Origin of the sequence: Janthinobacterium kumbetense, from assembly GCF_023703445.1 — a bacterium.
Lineage (GTDB): Bacteria > Pseudomonadota > Gammaproteobacteria > Burkholderiales > Burkholderiaceae_D > Janthinobacterium > Janthinobacterium kumbetense.
Genome location: NZ_JAMQGR010000004.1, coordinates 347,236 through 362,829 on the forward strand (window position 1 = coordinate 347,236; position 15,594 = coordinate 362,829).

A 15,594-nucleotide genomic window follows, 5' to 3' on the forward strand; every position below is an offset into this window, starting at 1 on the left:
TTAAGGGTAAAAGATGGCGATATGGTAGCCAGACGCCGTGAGCTGGTCTAATGCAAAGTACAGTTTGATGGCTTGTTCCGAACGCGGCGCAAACCCCGTGCTCAGGTCGATCGTGGCCGGCAGGTAGTCGCGCGGCGCGATTACGCGGCGCAAGACCGGTTTGTCGTTGGCGTCGTTGAGGATCAGTTCGATGCTGGGCCAGGCTTGCACGCTGCGGCCCTGGTTGCGCAGCAGCGAGACGTAGGAAAAGGTTTGGTCCTTCAAAGTTTGCAACTCGCCTTGCTCGATGGACAGCGCCTCGATCTGCGCCGGCAAGTCGACTTGGCAGCCACTGAGCTTGCACAGGGCTACCAGGGTCGGTTTCCACTGGGGAAACTGCGCCGCCAGCGGATTGCGGAAAGTGGTCATCACTTGCAGTAATAATAATAGCAGCAGTACCACCGAGCCGAGGGCCATGGCCACGCGCAAGGCCTTGCCGCTCTGTTCGCGGCGCCGGCCCAAGGTCACAAAGGCCGGCTCGTCGTCGGCCGGCGGCTGGACGGGTTCTTCCTGCTCTTCGGCGGCATCCGGCGTAATGGGGGGGACGGGCAGCGGGTCGGCCAGCGTGGGTTCCCGGCGCGCGGGGCTGGTTGCGGCAGGCGCCGCCGGCAGGGGCTTGTCCAGGCTGACTTTTTCGGCGGCAGGCAATGTCGGGGCCACTGGGGCTGCCGCCGCTTTCAGGTTCGGTTCGCGGCGGCTATCGCGCAAATACGTGGCGAAGGCGGGCGCGTCATCGACCTGGCGGCGCTTGAAGGGCGCCATTGGCTGGGGCAACGGTGGCTCGGGCAGTTCTGCCGGTGTTTCTACTGGTGTTGCTTCAGGTATATCGAGCGGTGCGGCGGCCGGCACGTGGTCCAGCGCCTCGTCGGGCAGGGCCACGTCGAGGTCCAGCTCGATGTGATCGCCATCGTCTGCATCGTCCTTGAGCTGCGCCGTTTCCGGCAAGATGCCGAACGGGTCGAACGAGGTATCGAAGTCGAGGGAATAAATGGGTTCGTCGTCCGTGGCGGACGGCAGGCTGTTGTCGATCGGGTAACTGGTCGACAGGGGGGCGGCAGTGCCGGGGCCGGATGTTAAAAACGGCGATGCCGCAGCTGGATCGACCAGCGCGGCATTGCCGTCAAAGACTTCCCTGCACGTGCCGCAGCGCACGATGCCCCCACGTAACTTCAACTGGTCAGCAGCGACCCGAAATATCGTGTTGCAATGGGGGCATTTGGTGGCGAGGGCCATTGCTGTGCTTATGCACCTTCCGCGCGGGGCGCAGGTGCTTGCGTGCTGCCCAGGCGGCCATGCAGGGCCACCCAGCCGTCTTGCTCGGCCCATACACCCAGCTGGATGAACGGTGCGTAGGCAGCGGCCACTTCTTCCGCCTGGCGTGCCAGCACGCCGGACAGGATCAGGGCGCCGCCGTCGGCAACGCGGCCCGACAGCATCGGTGCCATCAGTTTCAATGGGCTCGACAGGATGTTGGCGACGACGATGTCAAACTTGGCCGTGGCGTGTGCCGAAGTGGCAAACGTGTCCGGCAAGAAATATTCGATCTCGCACTGGTTACGTTCGGCATTGTCGCGCGCCGATTCGATCGCTTGCGGGTCGATATCGACGCCGGCGACAGTTTCCGCACCGAGTTTCTTGGCCACCATGGCCAGGATGCCGGAACCGCAACCGTAGTCGAGCACGGTCTTGCCGGGAGCAGGGTTCGCTTCCAGCCATTCCATGCACAGGCGCGTGGTCGGGTGACTGCCCGTGCCGAAAGCCAGGCCAGGGTCCAGTTCCAGGATCAGGCCGTCAGGATCTGGTGCCTCGTGCCAGCTGGGCACGACCCAGATATTCTTGCCGATGTGAATCGGTGCGAATTGCGACTGGGTCAGGCGCACCCAGTCCTGCTCTTCCACGGGACGCATGGTAAAGACAGGTACGTCCGTCATGCCGACCGCCTGGGCGGCGGCGGCCACGATGGCGGCCTGGTCGGCGTCGACGTCCGTCAGCGCCACCACGCGGCTGCGTTCCCACGCCGCTTCCTTCGGTTCCATGCCTGGCTCGCCAAACAAGGGCTGCTCGGCATCCGTGCCTTCATCGGCGTCTTCCACCGAGACCGACAGGGCGCCCGCTTCCATCAACGCGTCGGACATGGCCTCGGCGTTGTCACGGGCGATTTCGATGACGATTTCCGTCCAGCTCATGCGCCCGCCTTGATTTCGGATTTCTTGGCGATGCTGGGGCTGCCGCCATTCAGGTTCTTGCCCAGGTCCGGCATGTCGGCCAGCTTCTGTTCCAGATAGTGAATGTTGGTGCCGCCTTCGATGAAGCGCGCGTCGATCATCAGTTCGCGGTGCAGGGCGATATTCGTGTTGATGCCTTCGACCACCATTTCGGACAGGGCGATCTGCATGCGGCGGATCGCTTGCTCGCGCGTGGCGCCGTAAGCGATCACTTTGCCGATCATCGAGTCGTAGTGCGGCGGAACGTAGTAGCCGGCGTAGGCGTGCGAGTCGACGCGGATGCCAGGGCCGCCCGGCGCATGCCAGGAGACGATCTTGCCGGGCGACGGCGTGAACTTGAACGGGTCTTCCGCGTTGATGCGGCACTCGATGGCGTGGCCCGACAGCAAGACGTCGCGCTGGCGGAAACGCAGTTTCTCGCCGGCGGCGATGCGGATCTGCTCTTGCACGATGTCGATGCCGGTGATCATCTCGGTGACCGGATGTTCCACTTGCACGCGGGTATTCATTTCAATGAAATAGAACTCGCCGTTTTCGTACAGGAATTCAAACGTGCCGGCGCCGCGGTAGCCGATCTTGCGGCACGCTTCGGCGCAACGGTCGCCGATTTTCTCGATGAGTTTGCGCGGGATGCCCGGCGCCGGTGCTTCTTCGATCACTTTCTGGTGGCGGCGCTGCATGGAGCAGTCGCGCTCGCCCAGCCAGACGGCGTTCTTGTGTTCGTCGGCGAGGATCTGGATTTCCACGTGGCGCGGATTTTCCAGGTACTTCTCCATATACACTTCAGGATTGCCGAAGGCCGTGCCGGCTTCCGTCTTGGTCATCGCCACGGCGTTGATCAGGGCCGCTTCCGTGTGCACCACGCGCATGCCGCGTCCGCCACCGCCACCGGCGGCCTTGATGATGACCGGGTAGCCGATCTTGCGGGCAATTTGCACGATCGCTTTCGGATCGTCCGGCAACGCGCCTTCCGAGCCGGGGACGCACGGTACGCCAGCCTTGATCATGGTTTGCTTGGCCGACACTTTGTCGCCCATCAAACGGATCGATTCGGAGCGGGGGCCGATGAAGACGAAGCCCGATTTCTCGACGCGTTCGGCAAAGTCGGCATTTTCCGACAGGAAGCCATAGCCTGGGTGAATCGCTTGCGCATCTGTCACTTCAGCGGCGCTGATGATGGCGGGCATGTTCAGGTAGCTCAGGGACGACTGGGCCGGGCCGATACAAACGGATTCGTCGGCCAGCTTGACGTATTTCGCGTCCTTGTCGGCTTCGGAGTGGACTACAACCGTTTTAATGCCCATTTCGCGGCAGGCGCGCTGAATACGGAGGGCAATTTCACCACGGTTGGCAATCAGGATTTTTTCAAACATGGTAGGTTCGCGTATGTCTGTGAGAGCCGGCGAGCCGGCGAAACAACAAGTGTGAGGGGCTAAAACTGCAAACGGCCGTTGCCGGCCGTGTGGACTGGGTTTTAGCCGATCACAAACAAGGGTTGACCGAATTCGACCGGTTGGCCGTTTTCGACCAGGATCTGGGTCACGACACCGGCTTTATCGGAGTCGATTTCATTCAGGAGCTTCATCGCTTCGATGATGCACAGGGTATCACCTTCCTTGACGGTCGAGCCCACTTCAACATAGGCGGCGCTGCCAGGAGCGGAGGAACGGTAGAAGGTACCGACCATCGGCGACTTGACCACATAGCCCGTTGGCTCGGCGGCGACCACGACGGCGGCTGCCGCAGCGGGAGCGGCGGCTGGCGCGGCTGGCTGGTATTGGGCTGGCATGCCTTGCGGCTGCATCATGACCATCTGGTTTTGCGGCATGGCCGACGATTTGACGATGCGAACCTTGCTTTCGCCTTCGGTAACTTCCAGCTCTGCGATATCCGATTCGGCGACCAGGTCGATCAAGGTCTTGAGTTTTCGTAGATCCATGTAAAACCCCTAGGAATGTAGTTTGTTTTATGAGTGATGCGGTGATGTCCAAGAACCTATCGCCGCGCTAAATGCGTGCAGATCGCGTAGATTAACGTTTTTTAAGCGCAAAGTCGATGGCAAACCGATATCCATCGATACCCAGGCCGCAGATCGTCCCCTGCGCGATCGCGCTGAGAAATGAGTGATGTCGAAACGTTTCGCGTTGATAAATATTCGAGATATGGACTTCCACGAACGGGATGGCGACCCCGGCCAGCGCATCGCGCAAGGCAACGCTGGTATGGGTCAGGCCGCCCGGATTGATGACGATGGCATCGATCCCTTCCGCTCGCGCGGCATGGATGCGGTCGATCAGCGCGCCTTCATGGTTGCTTTGAAAGCAAACCAGGTCGGCACCGGCCGCCATGGCTTGCGCCATTGCTGCCTGCTCGATATCGGCCAAGGTGCTGGCGCCGTAGACCTCAGGCTCGCGCGTTCCCAGCAAATTCAGGTTGGGACCGTTGAGCAGAAGGAGGTTTTTTGCCATGTATGGAAGACCGTTTTAGCGAAAGTTCCGCATTTTGCCGCCAAAGATACGCATTGGCAAGAGAAAAAAGCACGCTCCGAATTTACAATTTATCCAGATCGGCGCGCAACTGATCAAATTTCAAGCGGCCCAGATAGGTCTTTTTGACTTCGCCATCGGCGCCGATCAGCACCGTAAAGGGCAAACCGCCCGTGGCATTGCCAAAATGACGCGACAGGTCGGTGCCGCTCATGCCGGACACATACACGGGATAGGCGATCTTGACCTTGCTGGCAAAAGTGGCAATATTACTGGCCGAATCGATACCGATGCCGATCACCTGCAGGTTTTTCGCCCCGTAGTGGCCTTGCACTTCGGATAACTCTGGCATTTCTTCCACGCAAGGTGGGCACCACGGCGCCCAGAAATTCACCAGCAGGTTTTTTCCTTTCCATTGCGATAACGCCTGCGTGACGCCCGCCGCGTCCGGCAGGGACAGCGCATACAGTTCGTTGACGGGACCCTTCGCGCCTGGCGCGATGGCGGTCGTCTGCGGTCCCGCTTCTTTCCCCGCTTCTTTCGCTTTTTCCTTGCTCAAACCGACGTAAGCACCCATGCCGCCGAACATCAGCGCCACGATGGCGCAGGCGATCCAATTCTTTTTTGTCATAACTTTATCTATATCAATGTTAGTCGGCAGCCGGCACGCCGTGGGCGAGGCTGGCGGCCAGCAGGCTGCGCAACCCGGCGATGTCGGTGCGCAGCACTTTTCCATCCGCCTTGGCTTTCAGCGCGCCGCGCATGTCGTCGAGTTCATACATGGCCGCGTGCACGCCTTCGTTTTTCCACAAGAAACTGGCTGTCTCGACCGCATCATAACGCGCTCCCTTGAAATGCGGGCTTTCCGACATGTCGAGCACGACATTTTTATTCAGCAAGAAGATGTGGATGTCCTTGGCGCTCTCGGCAAACAGTTGCAAATAGATCTCGTCATGGGGGCCGGCCGTGCCATTGAGCACGGGGCCGCTGAGCAGGGGATGAAATTGTTGCAACGCTTCCATCACCTGCAGCGCAATCGTGCGCAGCTGGAACAATCGTGCCGGCTGGCTGTCGGCCAGGAACAGGGCATTGTATTGCCGCACCTGTTCTTCGATCATGTCGTTGTCCGGCAAGATATTGGGGCGGTTCGGCGCGTCGCCCAGGACTTGCCGCGCCGCCTTGCGCTTGGCGCTGCCATAGTCGGCGCCATCCTGCGCCACGAGGCGCGCGGCAGCGGCGGCGATTTCCAGGCGCAACTGCGCGCTATCGTCAAATGCATCGTTCGTCATGAGCGAGATGATACTCCGAAGCGGAAAAAGTCATGGCGTCAGGTAAAATCCTGCACTTGCTGTTTTTTATCTCACCGTCTTACTTACTTAAGCGTGCACCTTTCGCACTGATCACATGCATATTCATATTCTCGGCATTTGCGGTACCTTCATGGGCGGCCTGGCTGTCCTGGCCAAGGAAGCCGGCCATAAAGTCACTGGTTGCGATGCCAACGTGTATCCGCCGATGAGCACCCAGCTGGAATCGCAGGGAATCGAACTGATCCAGGGCTTTGATCCGGAACAAACTAAGCTGAACCCGGATTTGTATGTGATTGGCAATGTGGTCTCGCGCGGCAACCCGCTGGTGGAAGAAATCCTCAACCGCAGCCTGCCGTATGTGTCCGGCCCCCAGTGGATCGGCGAACACATCTTGCGCAACAAGTGGGTGCTGGCCGTGGCCGGCACGCATGGCAAGACGACAACGTCGGCCATGCTGGCCTGGATACTCGAAGACGCGGGCTACGCGCCGGGCTTCCTGATCGGCGGCGTGCCGATGAACTTTGGCATTTCCGCCCGCCTCAGCGGCAAGATCGACGGCAAAAGCGCCGATTCGGATTTCTTCGTCATCGAAGCCGATGAATACGACACGGCCTTCTTCGACAAGCGCAGCAAGTTCGTGCATTACCACGCGAAGACGGCCATCATGAATAACCTGGAATATGATCACGCTGACATCTTCCCCGATCTGCACGCGATCGAGACGCAATTCCACCATCTGGTACGCACCGTGCCCGGCATCGGCCGCCTCGTGTTCAACGGCGACGAAGCGTCGCTGCAGCGCGTGCTGGCGCGCGGTTGCTGGAGCGAAAAGGAAAGTTTTGGTCAAGATGCCAACTGGCAACTGCAAGAGCAGGCCGATGGCAGCTTCGACGTGTACTTTAATGGCCAGCAGGAAGGCCATGTGGCGTGGGTGCTCACGGGCAAGCACAACCGCAGCAATGCGCTGGCGGCCATCGCCGCCGCGCGCCACGTGGGTGTGCCGATTGCCCAGGCGTGCGCCTCGCTGGCCACGTTCGAGAGCGTCAAGCGCCGCATGGAAGTGCGCGGCGTGGTCAACAACATTACCGTGTACGACGATTTCGCGCATCACCCGACGGCCATTGCCACCACCGTGGGCGGCCTGCGCCAAAAAATGAGCCAAACCATCGGCAACAGCGGCCGCATCCTGGCCGTGCTGGAACCGCGTTCGAACACCATGAAGCTGGGCGCCATGAAAGATGCGCTGCCCGGCAGCCTGAAGGATGCCGACCTGGTCTTCGGTTTTGGCAGCCATGCCGCGCTGGGCTGGAGCCTGGGCGACGCGCTGGCGCCGTTGGGCCAGATTGCCAGCGCCTATGAAGACATCGATACTTTGGTGGCGGCCGTGGCCGCCAGCGCCCGTCCCGGCGACCAGATCGTCGTCATGAGCAACGGCGGTTTTGGCGGCGTGCACCAGAAATTGCTGGAGGCGCTGGGCCGATGATTCTGTACCTGCATGGATTCCGCTCGTCGCCGCTGTCGATGAAGTCGCGCCTGCTGGCCGCGCAGATGCAGGCGCTGGGCCGCGAAGCAGAATGGCTGTGCCCGCAGTTGCCGGCCTCGCCCAAGCTGGCCATCGAGCTGGCCCTGTCGCTGGTCAAGGATGCGGCGCCGGCCGACTTGACGATTATCGGCTCCTCGCTGGGCGGCTATTACGCTACCTGGCTGGCCGAACAGCTCGGTTGCCGCGCCGTGCTGCTCAATCCTGCGATTGTTCCCCTGATTGACCTGGAGCAACATGTGGGCGTGACGACCGAATTCCATTCGGACAAGCCATTCGAGTTCAAGCGCGAATACATCGATGAGCTGCGCACGTTTGCCGTGGAGAAAATTACGCAGCCGCAACGCTATTTCCTGATTGCCGCTACCGGCGATGAAGTGCTCGACTACCGCGACATGGTGGCGCATTATCAGGGGGCGCAGCAGTGCATCATCGATGGCAGCGACCATGGCATCAGCGAATTTGCCGATTACCTGGCGCCCGTGCTGGCCTTTTGCGGCATTGACGCGGACTCTGCGCGGTGAGGCCGGGTTCGCTGCGCCAGGCGCAATGGCACGCGCACGTGAATGCCGTCAATGCGCCGCCGGCCTTGCGTCACTGGCTGACGGGCGGCGGTTCGCTGACGGCCAAGCTGAAAGCGCATAGCAGCGCGTTCCGCGTGCAATGTTTGCATCAGGAAACATCGCGCTGTTTGACCGACGAGGCCGCCATCATCGGTTTGCACCGTGCGGGCCGGGTGTGGGAACGCGAAGTGCTGTTGCGTTGTGATAACAAACCGGCCGTGTTTGGCCATACCGTCGTGCCCATACAGGCGACGGCCACGGACTGGCCCTTGTTTTCCGCGCTGGGCGAGCGTTCGCTGGGTACGACCCTGTTTGGCGACCGCATGGTACGGCGCGGTGAATTGGAATTTGCCCGCTTGCGCGCCGGGCACCCGCTGGTGCAGCGGGCGCAGGCGGCGCTGGCAGGGGAAGGGCAGCGCACCAATGACAAGTCGCTGTTTTTTGCCCGCCGCTGCCTGTACCAGCGTCACCAGGGATTGTTGCTGGTAACTGAAGTATTTTTGCCGGCGGTGCTGGAGTTGACGTCCGTCACTCGCACCGTTGCAACCGACACATTAATAAACAAAGCATAACAATGAATCTATTTTTTGAAGAATCCGGCGATTTCAAGGTCGGCACGGTCCTGTCGCAAGCGGGCGAAGCGTACCAGGTCGAAATGGCCAGCGGCAAGCGCACCAAGGTCAAGATCAAGGATGTGCTGCTGCAGTATGAAAAGCCGTCCCCTGCCGAGCTGCTCGAGCAAGCCAAGACTGTTGCTGCCGAGATCGACCTCGATTTCCTGTGGGAAGTGGCAGGCGAAGACGAGTTCGGCTTTGCCGAGCTGGGCGCCGAGTATTTCGGTCACGCACCATTGCCGCCGGAAGCTGCCGGCCTGATCCTGGCCCTGCATTCGGCGCCCGTGTATTTCTACAAGAAGGGCCGTGGCCGCTACAAGGCGGCGCCGGAAGCGTCCCTGAAGGCGGCCCTGGCCGGCATCGAAAAGAAAAAACAGCAGGCGCTGGTGCAAGCCGCGTATGTGGAAGAGCTGAAACAGAACCGCTTGCCCGCCTCGATGCAGCCGATGGTGCTGCAACTGCTGTTCAAGCCGGACAAGAACACGATCGAATACAAGGCACTGGAAGCGGCGTGCACGGAATTGCACACGACGCCGCCGCGCCTGATGCTGGCCGTCGGTGGTATTGCTTCGCCGAAAGACTTGCACCTGTCGAAATTCCTCTTCGAAAATTTCCCGAAAGGCGCCGGCTTCCCGAGCGTGCCCGTGCCATCCGTGACGGCCAAGCTGCCGCTGGCCGACGTGGCCGCCTTCTCGATCGACGACGTGACCACGACCGAGATCGACGATGCCTTCTCCGTGCAACCGTTGCCGGATGGCACGGTCAAGGTCGGTATCCACATCGCCGCGCCGGGCCTGGGTATTCGCCCGGAAGACGTGATCGACAAGATGGCGCGCCAGCGCATGTCGACCGTCTACATGCCGGGCGACAAGATCACCATGCTGCCGGACGAAATCGTCAATGCGTTTACCCTGGCGGAAGGCACGACGTGCCCGGCACTGTCGCTGTACGCCACGCTGGACCCGAAAGCGGACTGGGCAGTTGTCAGCACGCAGACGCGCGCGGAACTGGTGCCGATCGCCAGCAATTTGCGCCATAACCAGCTGGACGACCTGGTCAACGAGGAAACCCTGGCCAGCGGCGAGGGCGAATACCCGCACAAGGCCGATTTTGCCGTGCTGTGGCAATGGGCGCAGCAGCTGGAACAGGGCCGCATGAAAAAGCGCGAAGCGTTTGGTTTGAAGCCGGAACAGAATAACCGCGTCGATTTCAATTTCTATGTGGAAAATGACATCGTCACCGTGGCGCGCCGCAAGCGTGGCGCGCCGCTGGACAAGATCGTTGCCGAATTGATGATTTTTGCCAACAGTACCTGGGGCAAGATGCTGCACGACCATGGCGTGCCGGGCATCTACCGCAGCCAGGGCGGCGGCAGTGGCAATAGCTGGGCGGCAAAGATGCAGGTGCGCATGGTCACCCATGCGGCGCCGCACCAGGGCCTGGGCGTGGATCAATACGCGTGGAGCACCTCGCCCTTGCGCCGCTACACGGACCTGGTGAACCAGTGGCAAATCATCGCTTGCGCCGAGCATGGCGTGACGGCGCCGCTGGTGGCACCGTTCAAGCCGCGCGACGCGAATTTGTTCGCCATCGTCTCCGCCTTCGACGCCGCGTATGCCGCGTATGGCGATTTCCAGTCGAACATGGAACGCTACTGGTGCTTGCGCTGGCTGCATCAGGAAAACGCGCGCCAGGTCGATGCCGTCGTCCTGAAAGATGAAATCCTGCGTTTGGTCGACATTCCGCTGGTTATCAAGCTGCCGGGCATGCCATCGGTGGCGCGCGGCGCCCAGGTGAAACTGGACTTGCTGCGCTGGGACGAAGTCGACCTGAGCATCGAAGCGCGCCTGCTGGAAATCGCCGCCGTGCCGGACGCGGCAGCCGACGCCGTGCTCGACTACGAAGAGGAATCGGGCGACGAAGGCGCGGACGAGGGCGACGTGGCGCCGGAAGCATCGCCGGAAGCGGCCAACCAGGTCAGCGACGCCGAGGCGGAAGTGGCGGAACTGGCCAGCGAAGACGTGGTCAGCGAACCCGGGGTCAAGTAAGGCGTCCGTCAGGCCATCAGGCGGTGCTGAAAACTGTTGCCGGCACCGCCCTTTGACGTAGAATTCAGCCATCTTGTATCTTGTGCTTGTTGCGAACTGGGTTGCGCGTGAAGTCTTTCCGAGAGAATCGTTTCCTGATGATAGCCGTGGCGGTCTCGCTGCTGGCGCACGGCGCCTTGCTGGCGATGCATTTTGTCGCCCCGGCGCCGCAGCGGGCCGTGGCCACCGATCCCGGCCTGGAAGTGATCCTGGTCAATGCCAAGCATGCGAACAAGCCGCTGAAGGCCGAGGCGCTGGCGCAAGCCAACCTCGACGGTGGCGGACAGGCCGACAAGGGGCGCGCCAAGTCGCCCTTGCCCGACATGCGCAAGGTGGAAGAGGGCGACAGCGTCAAGGCCAGCGCCAGGCGCATTGCCGAACTGGAACAAAAACAGCAGGAATTGCTGACGCAGGCGGCCAAGCCGACGCCTTACAGCGCCGCGCCCGTCACGGAAAAGGACAAGCCCAATCCCCTGGCCAGCGGCTCGGACTTGATGGAAAGCAGCAAGGCCATCGCGCGCATGGCGGCCGAGATCAGCCAGACCGTGGAAGACCAAAATAAACGTCCGCGCAAGACTTTTATTACGCCCAGCACGCAGGAAGTCGGCTATGCCATGTATTACAAGACCCTGCAAAAGCGCATCGAGGAAATCGGCACCCTGAATTTCCCGCAAAAGAATGGCCGCAAGATGTATGGCGAACTGGTCGTCTACATCCCCATCTTCCAGGACGGCACGATTTACCAGAAGGAAGGCGGCGCCCGCGTGGAAAAAAGCTCGGGCAACCCGGCGCTCGATGCGGCGGCCCTGGCCATCGTGCGCCGCGCGGCGCCGTATGGTCGTTTTCCACCGAATATGTTGTCGAGTGACAAGGATGACCTGTGGGTCGTCATCACCCGCTTCAAATTTACGCGCGAAGAAAAAATGGAAGCTAACCTGACTGGCGGCAGCAATTGAGCAAGCAAAACATTCATCCAGATCAATATTGCGTTTTCGGCAATCCCATCGCCCACAGCAAGTCCCCCTTGATCCACGCCGCGTTTGCCTTGCAGACAGGGCAAGCCATGGTCTACGATCGCCGGCTGGCGCCGCTCGACGGTTTTGCGCTGGCGGCCCGTACGTTTGCCGCCGAGGGCGGCAAGGGCGCGAACGTGACGGTGCCCTTTAAACTGGACGCGTGCGCGCTGGCCACCGAGTTGACGCCGCGTGCGCAAGCGGCCGGCGCCGTCAATACCCTGCGTTTCGATAATGAAACCATTCTTGGCGACAATACCGATGGCGCGGGCCTGGTGGCGGACATTGTGCGCAACGCGGGCGTGAGCGTCGCGGGCAAGCGTATCCTGCTGCTGGGCGCCGGCGGCGCGGCGCGCGGCGTCGTGCTGCCCTTGCTGGAGCAGGGGCCGCAGGAAATGTTCATTGCCAACCGCACCGTGGCCACGGCCGAGGCGCTGGTGGCGCAGTTTGCCGATGCGCTGGCGCACCCCGGGCAGCTGCGCGCCGGCGGCTTCGCGCAGCCCGATGGCCAGTTCGATATCGTCATCAATGCCACCTCGGCCAGCCTGGCGGGCGACTTGCCGCCCGTGCCGCCGGGTATTTTCGGCCGCCACACCCTGGCGCTGGACATGATGTACGGCGCCCAGCCCACCGTCTTCATGGACTTTGCCGCCCAGCATGGCGCGCAGGTGCGCGACGGCCTGGGCATGCTGGTGGAGCAGGCGGCCGAAGCGTTTTACGTGTGGCGCGGCGTGCGGCCGCAGACGCAGGATTTGCTGGCGCAATTGCGCAGTGCCCTGTGAGCGCCGGCAAGAAGGGCGCGCGCCGCAGCGGCAGCCGCTACGGCTGGATCAAGTGGCTGTTCATCCTGCCCGTGCTGGCGTTTATCGTCGTGCAACTGTATTTCTTCCTGCAAATCTGGTGGTGGGTCGACCATAACCCGTCCAGCACGGCTTTCATGCGCGAACAGTTGTCTGTCTTGCAGGACAAGAATCCCAACGCCACCATCCAGCAGACGTGGGTGCCGTACAACCGCATTTCGAACAACCTGAAACGGGCCATCATCGCCTCGGAAGACGCGAATTTTTCCGAGCATGAAGGCGTGGACTGGGAAGCCTTGCAAAAGGCATATGAAAAAAACAGCAAGAAGCAGAAGGTCGTGGCGGGCGGCTCCACCATCACGCAACAGCTGGCGAAGAATCTGTTCCTGTCCGGCTCGCGCAGCTATGTGCGCAAGGGCCAGGAATTGATCATCACGTATATGCTGGAAAGCCTGATGGAGAAGCAGCGCATTTTCGAGATTTATTTGAATGTGGTGGAGTTTGGCACGGGCATCTTTGGCGCCGAAGCGGCCGGACGCCACTATTACCGGGTCAGCGCGGCGGGCCTGAGCGCCGGACAGGCGGCAAAACTGGCCGTGATGCTGCCGAATCCCCGCTATTATGACCGTCACCGCGATACGGGCTACCTAAACCGGCGAACCAGTGTGATCCTGCGCCGCATGGGGGCGGCGGAATTGCCTTGAGGATAGTGGAATTTCTTTACATAAAATCAAAGCTGCCTGATTGGCATTATTGCGGCGCAGCATCTTAATCGGCCCCGTTGGTGCAACGCCGCACTTTTTCCGTGAAAAAGCGGTGCCGGGGGTGGTCGTGAAAAGGCCTTTGCGGGTACACTTGCGCTGTTTTCATTTTTGGCGCCAGCGCCAGCACATCACGATAACCCAACATCCGGCTGAGAGCGCGCATGATCAATGTCTTTGTATTACAGAATGGCCGGCTCAACCAGGTGCCGATCGACAGCCGCGCAGACCTCGAAAATGCCGAACCGGTGTGGGTCGACCTGACCGACCCCACCGATGATGAACGGGCCTGGGTCAAGGCCATCTACAACGTCACCCTGCCGGGCGAAGACGAAGTCAAGGATATTGAAGCGTCGGCCCGCTATTACGAAGCGGAAAACGGCGACTTGCACCTGCGCACGGACTTCCTGCGCGAAGAGGACGACGGCCCGTCGCGCGTCATCACCGTGGCCTTCATCCTGGCCCGCAAGATCCTGTTTTCCATGCATACGGACGACTTGCCCGTGTTCCGCCTGGTGCGCATGCGCGCCCGTTCGCGGCCAGGCTCGATCGCCGACTACATGGACGTGCTGCTCGACCTGTACGCCACCGATGCCGAATATTCGGCCGACGTGCTCGAAGGCATTTACCAGAACCTGGAAGAAGTCAGCACGCGCGTGCTGCAAAAGGAATTTACCGATGCGCACGCGGCCGAAGCGCTGAACGCGATTGCCCACGAGGAAGATTTGAATGGCCGTATCCGCCGCAACATGATGGATACGCGCCGCGCCGTCAGCTTTCTGATGCGCGGCCGGCTGCTCAATTCCGAGCAGTTCGAGGAAGCGCGGCAGATTTTGCGCGACATCGAATCGCTGGACGGTCACACGTCTTTCCTGTTCGACAAGATCAACTTCCTGATGGATGCCACCGTCGGCTTCATCAATATCAACCAGAACAAGATCATCAAGATCTTCTCGGTGGCCAGCGTGGCCTTCCTGCCGCCCACCCTGATCGCCAGCGTGTACGGCATGAACTTCAAGCTGATGCCGGAACTGGAATGGTCGTTCGGCTATCCGTGGGCCTGGGGCCTGATGATCACCAGCGCCATCGCGCCCTTCCTGTACTTCCGCCACCGCGGCTGGCTGAAATAAGCGCTTGTCGCCGGGACGCGTCAGCGCCCCGGCGCCGCCACCGGATCTTGTCCGGATTTCAAGGCGAGCGCAGCAATTTCAAAAATCAGCGATAATCATTGGTATTACGTGGTATTGAATTGGTATTTGCGCGTCAACGCTAGCCTGATGCCCGATTCTTCCCCCGTAGTCTGCTGTTTGCAGAAAAGTATCGTCATTCAGACGTTTTCTGCGTGGTAGCGTCCGCCTGTTCCACCTATGATCGTTGCGATGCCAGCCTTGGCCGGCTGGCCGCCGCATTTCCCGTCACCGTTGCCTTCTGGAGAGTCCATGCCTGATACCGTCACCACCCCACTGCGCTTTACCCATTTGATCAGCGACTGCGATGGCGTGCTGATCGACAGCGAAGCCGTGGCCCTGCAAGCGCTGCTGGAACTGCTGGCGCCGCGCCTGCCGAACCTGCCCGAAGGCGTCACCCTGCAAGGCTTGATCGAGCCGCGCCTGGGCCAGCGTCTGGTGCCGTTGATGCAGGATATCTACAAGGAACTGGGCTTGCCGCAATTGCCGGCCGACGAGATCATGTCCATCGGCAACGCCGTCGATGCGGCCTGCGACGCGCAATTGCGCGCCGTGCCCGGCGTGGCGCAGGCGCTGGCCGCCATTCCCCTGCCCAAGGCCGTGGCCTCGAACAGCGTCAGCGCGCGCGTGCTGTCGGCGCTCGAGCGCACAGGCATGGCGCCGCTGTTCGACAGCCGCGTCTTCACGCCGGACCTGGTCGGCCATGCCAAGCCGCATCCGGGCGTCTACCTGGCGGCGGCGGCCGCGTTTGACGTGCCGCCGCGCCAGTGCCTGGTGCTGGAAGACAGCGTCACGGGCGTGACGGCCGCCGTGGCGGCGGGCATGACGGTATTGGGATTCATCGGCGGCGGGCATATCGCCGCCGGCCAGGAAGACAGGTTGAAAGCGGCTGGCGCGCACGTCGTGTTCAGCGACATGGCCAGCCTGCCGGCGCTGGTGGCCGCGGTGATGGACACCGCGGCGGTGTAA

The 15,594-nt window shown here is 61.4% G+C and carries 16 protein-coding genes; 9 read left to right on the top strand and 7 right to left on the bottom strand.

Annotated elements, in window-relative coordinates:
* The 7 genes from NCG91_RS15180 to NCG91_RS15210 all read right to left on the bottom strand — a co-directional run bounded on the left by NCG91_RS15180 (position 1) and on the right by NCG91_RS15210 (position 6,039).
* A complete protein-coding gene (locus tag NCG91_RS15180) occupies positions 1 to 1,272 on the bottom strand; it encodes a DUF3426 domain-containing protein (protein WP_251350273.1) in 1,272 nt (423 codons plus the stop codon).
* 8 nt (positions 1,273 to 1,280) lie between these two features.
* On the bottom strand, positions 1,281 to 2,225 hold the full coding sequence (gene prmA / locus NCG91_RS15185) for a 50S ribosomal protein L11 methyltransferase (RefSeq protein WP_251350274.1): 945 nt from the start codon (positions 2,223 to 2,225) through the stop codon (positions 1,281 to 1,283).
* Positions 2,222 to 3,637, bottom strand: coding sequence for an acetyl-CoA carboxylase biotin carboxylase subunit (gene accC, locus NCG91_RS15190; protein WP_034746622.1), 1,416 nt, complete (start codon positions 3,635 to 3,637; stop codon positions 2,222 to 2,224). Before accC ends, prmA begins: the two co-directional genes overlap by 4 nt.
* A gap of 101 nt (positions 3,638 to 3,738) precedes the next feature.
* On the bottom strand, positions 3,739 to 4,203 hold the full coding sequence (accB, locus tag NCG91_RS15195) for an acetyl-CoA carboxylase biotin carboxyl carrier protein (RefSeq protein WP_077408497.1): 465 nt from the start codon (positions 4,201 to 4,203) through the stop codon (positions 3,739 to 3,741).
* 91 nt (positions 4,204 to 4,294) lie between these two features.
* Positions 4,295 to 4,732, bottom strand: coding sequence for a type II 3-dehydroquinate dehydratase (gene aroQ / locus NCG91_RS15200; protein ID WP_034746628.1), 438 nt, complete (start codon positions 4,730 to 4,732; stop codon positions 4,295 to 4,297).
* Between the two features lie 82 nt (positions 4,733 to 4,814).
* Complete coding sequence (locus NCG91_RS15205) at positions 4,815 to 5,381, bottom strand: TlpA family protein disulfide reductase (RefSeq protein ID WP_251350275.1); 567 nt, start codon at positions 5,379 to 5,381, stop codon at positions 4,815 to 4,817.
* Positions 5,382 to 5,400: 19 nt separating this feature from the next.
* Entirely contained in the window at positions 5,401 to 6,039 is a 639-nt protein-coding gene (locus NCG91_RS15210) for a hypothetical protein (protein ID WP_251350276.1), read from the bottom strand.
* Between the two features lie 115 nt (positions 6,040 to 6,154).
* Between NCG91_RS15210 and mpl the strand changes: the two genes are divergently transcribed.
* From mpl to NCG91_RS15255, 9 genes are all read left to right on the top strand, one after another.
* Positions 6,155 to 7,543, top strand: a complete 1,389-nt coding sequence (mpl, locus tag NCG91_RS15215; RefSeq protein WP_251350277.1) for a UDP-N-acetylmuramate:L-alanyl-gamma-D-glutamyl-meso-diaminopimelate ligase — start codon at positions 6,155 to 6,157, stop codon at positions 7,541 to 7,543.
* Positions 7,540 to 8,124: a YqiA/YcfP family alpha/beta fold hydrolase gene (locus NCG91_RS15220; RefSeq protein ID WP_251350278.1), complete on the top strand. Its 585-nt coding sequence runs from the start codon at positions 7,540 to 7,542 to the stop codon at positions 8,122 to 8,124. The genes mpl and NCG91_RS15220 overlap by 4 nt, the downstream gene beginning before the upstream one ends.
* On the top strand, positions 8,121 to 8,735 hold the full coding sequence (locus NCG91_RS15225; protein ID WP_251350279.1) for a chorismate--pyruvate lyase family protein: 615 nt from the start codon (positions 8,121 to 8,123) through the stop codon (positions 8,733 to 8,735). The genes NCG91_RS15220 and NCG91_RS15225 overlap by 4 nt, the downstream gene beginning before the upstream one ends.
* Positions 8,736 to 8,737: 2 nt before the next feature.
* Positions 8,738 to 10,825 carry a ribonuclease catalytic domain-containing protein gene (locus tag NCG91_RS15230; protein ID WP_251350280.1) on the top strand — a complete coding sequence of 696 codons (2,088 nt, stop codon included), beginning with the start codon at positions 8,738 to 8,740 and terminating at the stop codon, positions 10,823 to 10,825.
* A gap of 137 nt (positions 10,826 to 10,962) precedes the next feature.
* Positions 10,963 to 11,820, top strand: coding sequence for an energy transducer TonB family protein (locus NCG91_RS15235; protein WP_077408490.1), 858 nt, complete (start codon positions 10,963 to 10,965; stop codon positions 11,818 to 11,820).
* Positions 11,817 to 12,659, top strand: a complete 843-nt coding sequence (gene aroE / locus NCG91_RS15240) for a shikimate dehydrogenase (protein WP_251350281.1) — start codon at positions 11,817 to 11,819, stop codon at positions 12,657 to 12,659. The genes NCG91_RS15235 and aroE overlap by 4 nt, the downstream gene beginning before the upstream one ends.
* Positions 12,641 to 13,381 (top strand): monofunctional biosynthetic peptidoglycan transglycosylase, encoded by a 741-nt coding sequence (gene mtgA / locus NCG91_RS15245; RefSeq protein WP_435526491.1) that lies wholly within the window; start codon positions 12,641 to 12,643, stop codon positions 13,379 to 13,381. The genes aroE and mtgA overlap by 19 nt, the downstream gene beginning before the upstream one ends.
* A 221-nt stretch (positions 13,382 to 13,602) precedes the next feature.
* Positions 13,603 to 14,568, top strand: a complete 966-nt coding sequence (corA, locus tag NCG91_RS15250) for a magnesium/cobalt transporter CorA (protein ID WP_034746658.1) — start codon at positions 13,603 to 13,605, stop codon at positions 14,566 to 14,568.
* 309 nt (positions 14,569 to 14,877) lie between these two features.
* Positions 14,878 to 15,594, top strand: coding sequence for an HAD-IA family hydrolase (locus tag NCG91_RS15255; protein ID WP_251350283.1), 717 nt, complete (start codon positions 14,878 to 14,880; stop codon positions 15,592 to 15,594).

Coding starts and splice junctions, on each gene's coding strand:
- NCG91_RS15180 (WP_251350273.1), bottom strand. CDS start 1,272: ATGGCCCTCGCCACCAAATGCCCCCATTGCAACACGATATTTCGGGTC.
- prmA (WP_251350274.1), bottom strand. CDS start 2,225: ATGAGCTGGACGGAAATCGTCATCGAAATCGCCCGTGACAACGCCGAG.
- accC (WP_034746622.1), bottom strand. CDS start 3,637: ATGTTTGAAAAAATCCTGATTGCCAACCGTGGTGAAATTGCCCTCCGT.
- accB (WP_077408497.1), bottom strand. CDS start 4,203: ATGGATCTACGAAAACTCAAGACCTTGATCGACCTGGTCGCCGAATCG.
- aroQ (WP_034746628.1), bottom strand. CDS start 4,732: ATGGCAAAAAACCTCCTTCTGCTCAACGGTCCCAACCTGAATTTGCTG.
- NCG91_RS15205 (WP_251350275.1), bottom strand. CDS start 5,381: ATGACAAAAAAGAATTGGATCGCCTGCGCCATCGTGGCGCTGATGTTC.
- NCG91_RS15210 (WP_251350276.1), bottom strand. CDS start 6,039: ATGACGAACGATGCATTTGACGATAGCGCGCAGTTGCGCCTGGAAATC.
- mpl (WP_251350277.1), top strand. CDS start 6,155: ATGCATATTCATATTCTCGGCATTTGCGGTACCTTCATGGGCGGCCTG.
- NCG91_RS15220 (WP_251350278.1), top strand. CDS start 7,540: ATGATTCTGTACCTGCATGGATTCCGCTCGTCGCCGCTGTCGATGAAG.
- NCG91_RS15230 (WP_251350280.1), top strand. CDS start 8,738: ATGAATCTATTTTTTGAAGAATCCGGCGATTTCAAGGTCGGCACGGTC.
- NCG91_RS15235 (WP_077408490.1), top strand. CDS start 10,963: ATGATAGCCGTGGCGGTCTCGCTGCTGGCGCACGGCGCCTTGCTGGCG.
- corA (WP_034746658.1), top strand. CDS start 13,603: ATGATCAATGTCTTTGTATTACAGAATGGCCGGCTCAACCAGGTGCCG.
- NCG91_RS15255 (WP_251350283.1), top strand. CDS start 14,878: ATGCCTGATACCGTCACCACCCCACTGCGCTTTACCCATTTGATCAGC.